Here is an 11835-nt window from a genome sequence, read left to right as displayed (position 1 = left end):
AACCCATTGATTTTGCTGAAGGAAGCGCTTGGCTATGAACCTGCGCAACAATTAACGCAGACATAGCCAATGAATTCACTCCCACAGGTTTAGATCTGCGCACGGCCGGAAGTCAGTGATGGGTTGAATTCAGAGCATGACCGAGTCGTTACAGATGACCCCGCTCCCACAGATCTGGATGTGTGTGCGGCTGAATAGGGGCGGGGCTCTGCGTGATCAGCCATGGGCGTTGCCCGTAGGCTGTTGATTCTCGGCAAATGCGCTGTAGCCCCTACGAAACACCCTCGCGGCGTGTTGCCGTCAGCCAGGTCGAATCGCACGTAGATGTCCGACGGCTGCACCATGGCGCGGCCCTGATGGATCAGGATCGGTTGTCGGCTGGCTTCGATCAGGCCGTATTCCAGCAGACCAAACGTCAGTGCAGTGGCCGCGATGCCGGTGGCGGCGTCTTCGGGGTAGCCGGAGGCCTTGGGAAACTGGCGGCTGTCGAATTGCCGGTCTATGCCCGGATGCGCGCAGAACAGGTAGAAGCCCGTGGAATCCAGCGCTTCGCACAGCGCCTCGATGCGCGCCGAATCAGGGACGGCAGCGTCCAGGCGCTCGGGGCTGACCACCGGGATCAGGGTCTTCACCCGGCTGGCGGACGCGTTGAGGAACGGCAGGTCGAGAATGTCCTCAGGCTTAAGGCCGATGGCCTCGACGATCTGCTCGCACAGTTCAGGCCGGTCGAGCCGTTCGACATGGCCGGCCGGTTGCCAGATTTCAATGAAAGGATGATCACTCGCGTCGCCCACGATGCGTGCCTGAACCGTGCCGCTCAGGGTCTCGATGGACAGCTCGCGGCGCTTGAGCTGGCCCAGGGTGTGCAGCAGCCAGACGGTGCCGATGGTGGCGTGGCCGCACATGCTCATCTCGTGCAAGGGCACGAAAAAGCGGAAGCGGTAGTCGCTGCCAGTGCAAACCGTGGCAGGGAAGACGAAGCCGCTTTCGTGGCCGTAGGCCTGGGCGATCGAGGTCATCTGCTCGGCTTCAAGGCCTTGGGCGTCGATCATGACAGGCGCGGGATTGCCGCCGCCCTGAAGGGACTTGAAGACCTCTACAACGCGCACATCTTTCATGGTGACCTCGAAAACAGAAGATGAGGTCGATTCTGCGTGACGTGGGGCGGGCGCTCTCGCCCGATCGGGTCGGCCATGCGCACATTTGGGCCATGGCTCAGCGGGATTTGCGCAGCTCGCTCGGGGCTAGGCCCAGATAACGCTTGAACAGGCGTGCCAAGTAGGAGGGTGAGTCGATGCCCACGGCCAGGCTGATGTCGAGGATCGACAGCGAGGTCGTGGAGATCAGCCGCGCAGCGGTTTCCACGCGCGTGCGGTTGGTGAAGTCGACCAGGGTTTCGTCGGTAAAGGCTTTGAACAGGCGGGTCAGATGGCGTCGCGAGAGGTGAAACTGATAGCCGATCAGGTCGACGTTCAGGTCGTCCTGCAGGTTATCCCGCACGTAACGCTGAAGGTCGCGCACCAGGAGCACCTGTGGCTGGCGTTCGTGGGCGTGCCAGCCCTGCGCGTAACCGCTGCCGTTGCTGATCTCGAAGCGGAACAGGTCGGGGGACCTGCCGCTGAGGTTGGGCGAAATGTGGGTCATCGTGTCGACCTCATGGCTATCAGTTCACCGACGCTGCGCAGTTTCGCCTGCAAGCAAGGCACCTATGACCTGCGGCCACAATCAAATGCGTTGAAGCGGTTCGCAATCAGCGGTTTTCCGGGCAGTTCTCAGCTAGGCTTGCCCTTCGATTCAAAGGGTGTCACGGACGGTGACGGAGCAGGGCGCGCATGCACACGCTGGTAATCGGTATCGATCTCTCCACAACCACCTGCAAAGCCATCGCCTGGGATGTGCGGGGCCGGCTGGTGGCGCAGGCGCGGGCGCCCTTGACGCTGTCCCGGCCTGCGCCGAACGCCTATGAGCAGGATCCGCAAGACTGGTGGCGGGCCGCGCAGCTGGCCTTGAAAACACTGATGGCGCAAATCGAGAACCAGGCCATCGCTGCGGTTTCCATTGTCAATCAGCGCGAAACCGTGACGGTGACCGATGCTGAGGATCGCCTGTTGCGCCCGGCCATTCTCTGGCTCGACGAGCGTCGCAAGGACGAGGTCGCCGCTCTGTGTCAGCGGGTCGGGCATGAGCGCCTGCACCGCATCACCGGCAAACCCCACGACTGGGCGCCTGCCATCTACAGCCTCGCGTGGATGGCCGATGCCGAGCCGCAGTTGTTCACCCGGATCCGTCACGTCTACGAGCCCCACGCCTGGCTGGTGCGCCAACTGACGGGGCGATTCGTCACCAGTTGGGCCAGCGCCGACCCCTTCGGCGCGTTCGACATTCATCAGCATTGCTGGGCGGACGACGTGCTCAAGGCCTTGCCCATCGCCTTGAACCCCGAGTGCTTTCCCGCTGCCTCAGCCCCCGGTTCGGTGCTGGGGACTGTGACCGTTGATGCCGAAGCGTTGACCGGTCTGCCAGCCGGCACGCGGGTAGTCGCTGGCGGCGGTGACGGGCAGGCGGGGGGGCTGGGGATTGGTGTGGTCAGTGCGGGCACCGCGTACCTGAATCTGGGCACGGCGATTGTCTCGGGCGTCTACGCCCAAACGCCAAGGGTCGACGATGCCTTCCGCACCCTGTGCGCCATCGACCGGCAAGGCTATGTGCTGGAAACTTCGCTGCGTTCCGGCACCTTGCTGATCAACAGCCTGCTCAAGCAGTTTTTCGACATCGACGTGGTGGCCCAGCCTGACAGCCTGTTGCGCCTGGAAGTCGAGGCATCGCGAGTGGCGCCGGGCAGCGCGGGGCTGATTCTGCTGCCGTACTGGAACGGCGTGATGAACCCTTATTGGGATCAGGACGCTCGCGGCTGTCTGCTGGGGTTATCGCCGGACCACGGCCGCGCCGAAATCTATCGCGCCGTGCTTGAGGGCATCGCCCTGGAGCAGGCGGTGGCGACGCAGCACATGGTCGAGGCGACCGGCGAACCGGTGAATTCCTTTGTCGCCATCGGTGGCGGGGCGGCGAGTCGGTTATGGTGCCAGATCATCGCCGACATCACCGACCGGCCCGTGATTCGCGCCACCACCCAGGAGGCCTCAAGCCTCGGCGCAGGCATCGCGGCAGCCGTGGGCGCTGGCTGGTACGCGGATTTCGCCAGTGCCGCGCGGGTCATGACTCAGGATGGCGAAACCTTTCTGCCTAACCCTGCGTTACGGGCATTCCATCGTGAGCTGTTGGCGTTATACCGCGAACTCTACCCGCGTCTGCGCGACCTTTATCCGCGCCTGGCCCGGCTCAACTCAGGCGCTAACCCGCGCTGAAGCCGCCGTCCACGGTCAAGGTCACACCGTTGATCATGGCTGCGTCGTGACTGAGCAGAAAGGCGATGGTCGAGGCGATTTCGCTCGGCTGAACGAAGCGCCCCAGCGGGATGCGCGACAGCATCGAGGCCAACCTGACCGGATCACTCCAGGCCTTCTCGGCCATTGGCGTCAGGGTCACCACCGGGTTGACGCTGTTGACCCGAATGCCGTGAGGCCCCAGTTCCACAGCCATGACCCGGGTCATCGCATCCAGCGCCGCTTTCGACGCGCAGTAGGCCAGATGATCACGCGTGCCCACCGCCGCCGCGAGGCTTGAGACATTGACGATAGCGCCGGTCTCGCCGCGTTTGATCAGGTCCCGGGCAACCACCTGCGCGATCACCACTGGCGCTCGGGTGTTGACGGCCATCAGGTGGTCGAAGGTTTCGATCGAGGTGTCGAGCACCGACTCCAGTTCGACGATCCCTGCGCAATTGACCAGCAGATCGATGGGCAGCATCGTGGCCACGGCGGCCTGAGTCGCAGCGGCATCGGCGAGATCGACCACCAGTGTTTGTTCGCAGTAAGCGAGGTCGTCAGGGTTGCGCCCCAGCGCGATCACCTCGGCGCCGCAGCGGGTCAGCCACTGCACCGTTTCCCGGCCAATGCCCTTGCCAGCGCCGGTGACCAGAATGCGTTTGCCGATGAAATCGTGAATGGCCATGGCGTGCTCCCGGATGAAACGTCAGAGGGGTTGTGCGAGCAGTTCGGTCGCGGCGCTCTCGTCGATCACCAGTTCATGGACGACGTTGCGCAGCAACACGGCGCGAATGATGTCGGCCTTGTACGGCCCGCCCGACACCAGTATCACTTTCTTGATCTTGCGCAGGTCTTCGGGATTCAGCGATACCGCGCGACGATTGAGCGGGTGATTGACCTCGATGCCATCGCGGTCCAGCCAATGCCCCAGCAAGTCGCCCACGGCCCCGGCGGCGCGCAGGGAGCGGGCGTCTTCCGGATTGACCAGCCCCAGTTCAAGCATCAGCGAGCGCTCGCTCAGATCGCCAACGGTGAGCAATGCCACGTCGGCATGGCGGGCCTTGCCCAGCACGTCCTGCACCGACGCTTCTTCGAGAATCATGCTGCGGTACTGCTCGGAGGGCGCGAACAGCGGCGCGGCCAGATAGTAATAGGAGCCGCCGAACAGCGTGGCCAGGCTTGAGGCAATCTCCACCGTGTTGTTCGCCGAGCCATAATGCAGGCCGCCGAGCAGCGACACCACGGTCATGTTTGGCAGCGCGCGGCCCTGCAGCTCACGCACCGCCTGCCGCAGGGTGCGGCCCCAGCCGACGGCGATGCTGCAGCCGTCGTTCAGGTATTGCTCGATGCTTGGCGCAACGCCGACCCCCAGTACGCGGAAGATGGTCGACGGGTCGTCCGGCGAAGGCACCACGGTGACGCGGTCGAGGCCGAAGCGCTCTTGCAGTTGCTCTTCCAGCTCGACGCACGAGGCCAGTGGCGAGTTGATGCGGATCTGCACCACGCCCGTCTCGCGGCAGGTCGCCAGGGCCTTGTTGACGCGCAGCCGGGTGATGCCCAGGCGGTCAGCGATCTGCTGCTGGGTCATGTTGTTGACGTAGTAGTACCAGGCGATACGGATGTTGAGCTGATCTTCCGCGTTCACCGGATCGGTGTCGGCGGAGAATTCGGGATAACGGTTCTGCACGGCAGTGTCCTTGGCGCGAAAAACGCGGCGCCTATTTAACGGCGCCCATGGTCAGACCTTGTACCAGATGCTTGGAAACCATCAACGCGAAAATGATCACCGGGAACACGATCAGCGTGCCGGTGGCCATGATCTCGCCCCAGGGCAGGTCATAGCCGCTCATGAAACTGGTGGCCGTGACCGGAGCTGTGCGCGCCACATTGCGGGTCAGCACCAGCGCGTAGAGCAGCTCGTTCCAGGAAAAGATGAACGAGAAAATCGCCGACACCGCCACCCCCGGCATCGCCAGCGGCAAGGCGATACGCCAGAAGATGGTGAAGCGCGAGGCCCCCGACAACCGCGCCGCCTCGTCGAGATCCTTGGGCACGCCGCGAAACTGGTCGGTGCAGATCCACACCACGATGGGCAGGTTGAAAGTCAGATAGATCAGGATCAGCACCAGGTGGGTGTCGATCAGGTTCAGGTTGCGCGCCATGAGGAAGATCGGTAACGCCACGACGATCGGGCTGAGCATGCGGTTGGTGATGAACCAGAACCACAGGTCCTCCTTGCCCTTGAACTCGAAACGCGCCAGCGCATAGGCCGCGGGGGTGCCCAGGCCCACCGCGAGAACGGTGGTGCACACTGCGACGATCAGCGAGTTGCCCAGGCTGTGCAGCACATCGCGCTCGAACAGCACCTTCACGTAGTTGTCCAGATGCGGGGTGAAGGCCCAGATCGGCGGCGAGGCGAGGGCTTCGGCCTGGGTCTTGAGGCTGGTGGCGACCATCCAGTAGAAAGGGAACACGGCAAACAGGAAGATCGCCAACAGGCCCACGAGATGCCAGGCGTTGACCTTCATCCTTGGTCGCAGCCGCTCAGGCGTGGCCACGAGGTTGGCGGCAGGAACAGTGGCCATGTCAGATCTCCCGGTAAACGAATTTGATGTACAGGCGCGCCAGCACGATGGTCAGGATCAGCATAAGGATCGCCTGCGCCGAAGCCACGCCCTGATCGAACACGCGAAAGCCGACGCGCTGGATGTACACGCTGACCAGCTCCGTGGCGGCGCCCGGTCCGCCGCGGGTCATGGTGAATACGGTGTCGAACATCTTGAGGATGTCGGCGGTGCGCAAAATCAGGATCACCGTGGCGCTGGGCAGCAGAAACGGCAGCTGCACGTAACGCACGATCTGCCAGCGGCTGCGGGTTTCCAGGCGAGCGGCTTCTTCGATTTCATTCGGCACCATGGTCAATCCGGCGAGCAGCACCAGCGCGCAGAAAGGCGTCCATTGCCAGATGTCCATCAGCGCCACGGCCATGAACGCGTTGGTGGTGTCCCCCAGCCATTCCACGGGGCCTGCGTTGAGCATGGCGAGCAGGGCGTTGGCTACACCGAAATCGCGGTTGAAGATCAGTCGGCCGATCAACCCCGCGACCGCAGGCGCTGTGGCCAGCGGGATCACCAGACTCATGCGCGCCAGCAGCTTGAAGCCCGACAGGCCAGGCTTGTGCAGGAGCAGGGCGATGATCAGGCCCAAGGCCAGCTGGATCGGCACCACAGTGACCAGAAACAGCCCGGTACGCCCCAGCGCAGCCCAGAACGAGGCGTCGTTGAGCACGTTGAGGTAATTATCGAACCCGATGAAAGGGGTCGGGTCCTTGGGTCGCGCCAGGTTGTACTGGCGAAAGGAATTGACCAGCGCAAAGACCGTCGGAAAGATCCCGATCAGCGCCAGTGCAACGGTGGCGGGCGCGAGGAAGGAAAAAGCGGCACGGGTGTTGTTCCACAGGGTCGGGAATACCCGTTTTTTGTTATTGGACATTCTATGTGCTCTCGACTGAAAGACATCCTTTGACTGATCCACCGCTTTCGCCACTGTCGCACAGCTCCAGAAGCTCCCACAGGTTTGATGCCAGTCGCCAATCCTGTAGGAGACGTCGGAGGTTACGACTGCACGGGCCGCGAGCGGACGAACGCGGTGTGTCAGCCGACAACCCGTCACCTGACACACCGATACACGGGCCGCCGGCACAGGTCTATTTCAACAACTTGACCTTGCCATCGTAGTAACCGGCTTTCTTGAGGATGTCCTCCATCTTCGTCCCGATGGCCTTGGCTCCGTCCTGAACGCTGCTCTTGCCGAGCATGATCGCCGTGCCGTTTTCGCCCACCACTTCGGAGATTTCAGGCCACTGCGGGAAGCGTGGGCGGTAGTCCGGAACGCCGCCTTCCCAGGAGGTCACCATGGGCTGTACGAAGGGGTATTTCTTCTGTACTTCGGGGTCTTTGTACACCGACATCCGGCCACTGACGCCGCCGGCTTCCAGATACGGCTTGGCCATGGCTTCGGAGGTGACCCACTGAATGAACAGCCATGCCGCCGCCTTTTGTTTATCAGCGGAATTGGCGTTGACCCCCAGCGAGAAACCGCCCAGCGCAGGCTTGAGCCCTGCAGGGCCCTTGGGCTCGGTGGCCACGGCCAAGCAGTCGGTGATCTTGGATTTCGACGGATCGGCCAGGGTGCTGTAGAACGCCGACCACTCGGTGATCATCGCCACTTTCCCTTGAGCCAGGGCGTTGACCGCTTCGTTGTGGTCGTAATCGACGATGCCCGGCGGCATGAATTTCATCAAATCCTGACGAAATTGCAGGCCCTGTTGAGACGCTTTGGAATTGAGGTTGGACTTGAAGTTGGCATCCAGCAGCGAGCCGCCGAACGGCCAGAGGAAACGCATGAAGCTGTCCGCCGACTGGGTCTCGCCGCGTCGCGACTGCAGGGCGTAGGCGTAGCGGTCCTTGGCCTTGTCGGTGAGCTTGGGACCGTAGTCCTTGAGCAGTTCGTCCCAGGTCGCTGGCGGCTTGTCGAAGCCTGCGTCCTTGAGCATGCACTTGTTGTAGAACAGCAGCCCCGAGTAGTTATCGAACGGCAGGCCGTAGGTCTGTTTGTCCCAGCCGCCGAAAGACTCCAGCAGGATCGGGAAGAAGCCGTCCAGTTTCAGCTCAGGGTCTGCCAGCCTGGTGTCCTGGGTGAAGGTGGTGATCGGCTCCAGCCAGCCGTTACCGGCGAATTCACCGATCCACACCACGTCGGTCAGCACCACATCAAGCTGTTCCTGACTGCTGAAACGCAGCACTTCCTGCTCGCGGGTGTTCTCGTAGGGGATGATTTCGTAGCTGACCTTGATCCCGGTTTTCTTCTCGAATTCCGGCAGCAGCTTGATCGCCGCAGCGTAGCCTGGGCGGTCAAGAAAAATCGCCTTGATCTGCGTGCCTTTGTAGGGCGCTGCGGCTTCTTCGAGGGTCCAGGCCTGTGCCGTGCCGCAGCCCAGAGCAGAGCCCAGCGCGACCGAGAGGGCGAGGGCATTGCATACCAGCTTCTTCATTACGTGACCTCATTATTGTTGTTGGCGAGGATTACGCGGTATCTGCGCTTGCGCGCGTTGCAGTGTTTCACTCCGGGTGCGGGAAGATGACGGTCTTCAGCGCGCCGTCGAGAAACTCCGAGGGGTAGCTGAAGGCTTCGCTGGCCTGTTGCAGATCGAAGCGATGGGTGACCAGGCAGTCGACGTCCACTGCGCCTTGGGCCACCAGTTCAATCGCCCGGTTGTAGACATGGCCCATACGGCGCGACAGGCGAATGTCCAGACCCTTGCGCCGCAGCAAAGAGGCACTCAGCGGGGCGTATTGATCACCATCGGGAATGCCTACCAGGACCACGCGTCCGCCGATGCGTGCCGACTGCGCAGCGACCTGAAAACCTTCGGGAGAGTTGGTCGCTTCCAGCACCAGATCGACGCCGCGCCCATCGGTCCATTCGGCGATGGCGGCGTGATCGGCGGCAACTGCGTCTGCACCCAGTTGCCGAGCCTTTTCGGTGCGGTAGTTGATCGGGTCGATGGCGTAGACGGCCTTCTTGCACATCATCCTGGCCAGTTGCAGAAGGCACAAACCGATGGGGCCGCAGCCGATGATAGCGACGGTTTCGAAAAGCTTTTTCGTGCCTGCCAGGTCCATCGCGTGGATCGCCACGCCCAGCGGCTCCAGCATCACTGCCTGCACCGGCGTGAAGTGATCGGGCACGGGGTAAATCTGGCTCGGCGCGACGACGATGTATTCGGTCATCGCGCCATGGGTGTGGGGCGGCGAGCCGAGAAATTGCACGTGAGGGCAGAGGTTCACATGGCCGCGATGACACCACTCGCATTGCCCGCAGGGCTTGGCCGGGTCCACTGCCACTAGTTGTCCGGCCTTGAGGCCCAACGCGGGCTGGTCATCGACCACGCGGGCGGCGAATTCATGCCCGGCGATGAACGGCTGGGTGATTCGCGCATGACCGATGGCGCCTTCCTTGTAGTAATGCAGGTCACTGCCGCAGACCCCGACAGCGCTGACACGCAGCAAGACTTCATCGCCAATCGGCACCGGCACGGGCTTCTCGCCGATGCGGATGTCGCGGATGCCATGGATGTATGCAGCCCGCATTCGGTGCGCTCCTTGACATTTGTATTTTTAGAATTACAAATGATCGTAGAGCGAAATGTTTGGCTGTCAAGTTTGGCGAGCGATGACTGATGTAGGAGCGTGCTTGTCCGCGATGAGGTTGTGTCAGTAACCGACCTGTCGCCTGACACAACCTCATCGCGGGCAAGCGCGCTCCTACAGATGCCCGCCTCAGAACAACAATAATCCAGGGGACACGATTTTGACTGAGCTCAGTTTGAGTGGCGTCGAGAAAGCCTATGGCGACATCAAGGTGTTGCATGACATCCACCTGAGTATCGAAAGCCGCGAGTTCGTGGTGTTCGTCGGGCCGTCGGGGTGTGGCAAGTCGACGTTGCTGCGCTGTATCGCCGGCCTTGAGAGCATCACCCAGGGGCAGATTCGCATCGGCGCCCGCGACGTCACGTACCTGGAGCCAGCCGATCGCGGCGTGGCCATGGTGTTTCAGTCCTACGCGCTGTACCCGCACATGTCGGTCTACGACAACATCGCCTTTGGCCTAAAGATGCAGAAAACCCCAAGGGACCAGATCAAGGCCAAGGTGCGCAATGCCGCGCGCATCCTTCAGCTGGAGCCGTTGCTTGATCGCAAACCCAAGGCCCTTTCGGGCGGGCAGCGTCAGCGGGTAGCCATCGGGCGTGCCATCGTTCATGAGCCGGAGGTCTTTCTGTTCGACGAACCGCTGTCCAACCTCGACGCCTCGCTGCGGGTGCAGATGCGCATCGAGATCGCGAGACTCCATGCCGATCTGCAGGCGACCATGGTTTACGTGACCCACGATCAGGTCGAGGCGATGACCCTGGCCGACAAGATCGTGGTGCTGAACAAGGGTTGCATCGAGCAAGTGGGTTCGCCGCTGGAGCTGTACCATCATCCGCGCAACCGCTTCGTCGCAGGGTTCATCGGCTCGCCGCAGATGAGTTTTCTGCCGGTGCAGGCCGCTGCCGTCAGTAGTGAGGGCGTGCAGGTGAGTCTGCCGGGAGGTGGGCGGCTGTTGGTGCCGATCAAGGGCGAGGACGTCACGGCGGGCGATTCGCTCACCCTGGGCCTGCGCCCCGAGCATCTGTCCGAACGCGGGCAGGGTGATGCGCAGATTCAGGTCAAGGCGCTGGTGGTCGAGCATCTGGGCGGCGAGACCTTCACCCACGCCGAAACCGTCGACGGCCATCAGTTGATGATCAAGGGCGACGGCCTGTCATCGGTCAAGGCAGGGCAGGCGTTGTCGGTCGGTGTGTCGGGTGTGTGTTGTCATCTGTTCGACGCGCAGGGCCAGGCGCTGGCGCATCGGCGGCATTTCACTGAACGGGCAGCGGGGGAGGCTCGGCAACCCCCTGACTCGGCCGCTTGAAAGCGCGCGGCAGTCCGACTTGCCGGCGGCGATATGGCTGTCTGGCTGACGCGTTGCTTTGCACTTCATCCAACATAGCTGAGCACCAAATGCGTACCGATGGGTCGCGCAAAGTTAAAATGCCACTATGCTGCTCTCCGCGAGCTATGCTTGCCTCGCTGTTGATCCTCGGCGTTTCGCACAACAATCCATAACCTGTCGACGACAACTTGCGTTGTTCCGACTCAACTGGCTGGCGCCTCAAGAGGCCCAGGCCGTGAGGCGGGTGCAGGATCGATCGGCCTCTAGCAAAAGGTTCGACGATGCGCCTCATTTCCCTTTCGATCGGCCTGATCGTGACGGTGTTCTCAGGCCCGCTACTGGCCGCCGATGCCACGCCTCAGCCCGAAGCGGTGGTCAGCAAGGCGCAGGTGCTGGAAGAAAAGGCCGCCGAAAAAAACGGCCCCACGCCTGCGGTCCCCAACACCGAAATCATCAGCAAGTCCGAAGCCCAGGCCGTGGACCCGGCGGGTGCGCAGCCGGTAGACGATGCGCTCGTCTGCCTGTCGCGAACCATCTACTGGGAAGCCAAAGGCGGTACCGATGCCGACATGGAAGGCGTGGCCGACGTGGTCCTCAACCGCTTGGGCCACGAAGGTTACCCGGATACGATCTGCGCGGTGGTCAAGCAGGGTTCGGAGAAGAAGGCCTGCCAGTTCTCGTGGTGGTGCGACGGGCGTTCGGATGAGGTCAAGGAAGATGATCGTTATGCGGCGTCCAAGGAAATCGCCCGCAAGGCACTGAACCAGCAACTCGCTGACCGCACCAAAGGGGCGATGTATTTCCACGACCGCAACGTCAGACCGGCATGGGCATCGGAGTACGTCAAGACCGGCGAGTCCGAGAAGTTTCTGTTCTACAAACCCAAGGATGGCAAGGCGAAGTAATGCGA

General features: G+C 62.3%; 11 protein-coding genes. 3 read left to right on the top strand and 8 right to left on the bottom strand.

From position 1 onward, the window contains the following. Nucleotides 1–89: 89 nt before the first annotated feature. Nucleotides 90–1118, bottom strand: a complete 1029-nt coding sequence (locus tag AC07V9_RS28485; protein ID WP_495018951.1) for a PhzF family phenazine biosynthesis protein — start codon at nt 1116–1118, stop codon at nt 90–92. Between the two features lie 97 nt (nt 1119–1215). Further along, a complete protein-coding gene (locus AC07V9_RS28480; RefSeq protein ID WP_495018950.1) occupies nt 1216–1644 on the bottom strand; it encodes an AraC family transcriptional regulator in 429 nt (142 codons plus the stop codon). Between the two features lie 188 nt (nt 1645–1832). On the opposite strand from AC07V9_RS28480, the gene AC07V9_RS28475 reads away from it, so the two are divergent. Beyond that, the gene (locus AC07V9_RS28475) at nt 1833–3365 is read left to right on the top strand and encodes a xylulokinase (RefSeq protein WP_495018949.1); all 1533 of its coding nucleotides are present in this window, start codon (nt 1833–1835) and stop codon (nt 3363–3365) included. Here the strand turns inward: AC07V9_RS28475 and AC07V9_RS28470 are convergent. From AC07V9_RS28470 to AC07V9_RS28445, 6 genes are all read right to left on the bottom strand, one after another. Then, nucleotides 3352–4071: an SDR family oxidoreductase gene (locus AC07V9_RS28470; protein ID WP_495018948.1), complete on the bottom strand. Its 720-nt coding sequence runs from the start codon at nt 4069–4071 to the stop codon at nt 3352–3354. The genes AC07V9_RS28475 and AC07V9_RS28470 overlap by 14 nt on opposite strands. Before the next feature lie 21 nt (nt 4072–4092). Next, complete coding sequence (locus AC07V9_RS28465) at nt 4093–5073, bottom strand: sugar-binding transcriptional regulator (RefSeq protein ID WP_495018947.1); 981 nt, start codon at nt 5071–5073, stop codon at nt 4093–4095. Between the two features lie 31 nt (nt 5074–5104). Further along, on the bottom strand, nt 5105–5971 hold the full coding sequence (locus AC07V9_RS28460; protein ID WP_495018946.1) for a carbohydrate ABC transporter permease: 867 nt from the start codon (nt 5969–5971) through the stop codon (nt 5105–5107). 1 nt (nt 5972) lies between these two features. Continuing rightward, the gene (locus AC07V9_RS28455) at nt 5973–6878 is read right to left on the bottom strand and encodes a carbohydrate ABC transporter permease (protein ID WP_495018945.1); all 906 of its coding nucleotides are present in this window, start codon (nt 6876–6878) and stop codon (nt 5973–5975) included. A 214-nt stretch (nt 6879–7092) separates the two neighbouring features. Further along, complete coding sequence (locus AC07V9_RS28450) at nt 7093–8439, bottom strand: ABC transporter substrate-binding protein (RefSeq protein WP_495018944.1); 1347 nt, start codon at nt 8437–8439, stop codon at nt 7093–7095. A 67-nt stretch (nt 8440–8506) separates the two neighbouring features. Then, a complete protein-coding gene (locus tag AC07V9_RS28445) occupies nt 8507–9538 on the bottom strand; it encodes a zinc-dependent alcohol dehydrogenase (protein WP_495018943.1) in 1032 nt (343 codons plus the stop codon). A 220-nt stretch (nt 9539–9758) separates the two neighbouring features. Here AC07V9_RS28445 and AC07V9_RS28440 point away from each other — a divergent pair, with 220 nt between their 5' ends. Together AC07V9_RS28440 and AC07V9_RS28435 are read left to right on the top strand one after the other, a co-directional pair. Next, on the top strand, nt 9759–10904 hold the full coding sequence (locus AC07V9_RS28440; protein WP_495018942.1) for an ABC transporter ATP-binding protein: 1146 nt from the start codon (nt 9759–9761) through the stop codon (nt 10902–10904). Between the two features lie 302 nt (nt 10905–11206). Continuing rightward, nucleotides 11207–11830, top strand: a complete 624-nt coding sequence (locus AC07V9_RS28435; RefSeq protein ID WP_495018941.1) for a cell wall hydrolase — start codon at nt 11207–11209, stop codon at nt 11828–11830. The last annotated feature ends 5 nt before the right edge of the window (nt 11831–11835 follow it).

Source organism: Pseudomonas sp. GW821-FHT02A11 (genome assembly GCF_059421985.1).
The sequence above is the reverse complement of the archived record's forward strand: the minus strand, read 5'-3'. Positions and strand labels throughout refer to the sequence as shown.

Bases quoted from the DNA above. Each gene is read 5' to 3' on its own strand.
- AC07V9_RS28480 (WP_495018950.1), bottom strand. From the start codon at position 1,644: ATGACCCACATTTCGCCCAACCTCAGCGGCAGGTCCCCCGACCTGTTC.
- AC07V9_RS28470 (WP_495018948.1), bottom strand. From the start codon at position 4,071: ATGGCCATTCACGATTTCATCGGCAAACGCATTCTGGTCACCGGCGCT.
- AC07V9_RS28450 (WP_495018944.1), bottom strand. From the start codon at position 8,439: ATGAAGAAGCTGGTATGCAATGCCCTCGCCCTCTCGGTCGCGCTGGGC.
- AC07V9_RS28460 (WP_495018946.1), bottom strand. From the start codon at position 5,971: ATGGCCACTGTTCCTGCCGCCAACCTCGTGGCCACGCCTGAGCGGCTG.
- AC07V9_RS28455 (WP_495018945.1), bottom strand. From the start codon at position 6,878: ATGTCCAATAACAAAAAACGGGTATTCCCGACCCTGTGGAACAACACC.
- AC07V9_RS28445 (WP_495018943.1), bottom strand. From the start codon at position 9,538: ATGCGGGCTGCATACATCCATGGCATCCGCGACATCCGCATCGGCGAG.
- AC07V9_RS28435 (WP_495018941.1), top strand. From the start codon at position 11,207: ATGCGCCTCATTTCCCTTTCGATCGGCCTGATCGTGACGGTGTTCTCA.
- AC07V9_RS28475 (WP_495018949.1), top strand. From the start codon at position 1,833: ATGCACACGCTGGTAATCGGTATCGATCTCTCCACAACCACCTGCAAA.
- AC07V9_RS28485 (WP_495018951.1), bottom strand. From the start codon at position 1,118: ATGAAAGATGTGCGCGTTGTAGAGGTCTTCAAGTCCCTTCAGGGCGGC.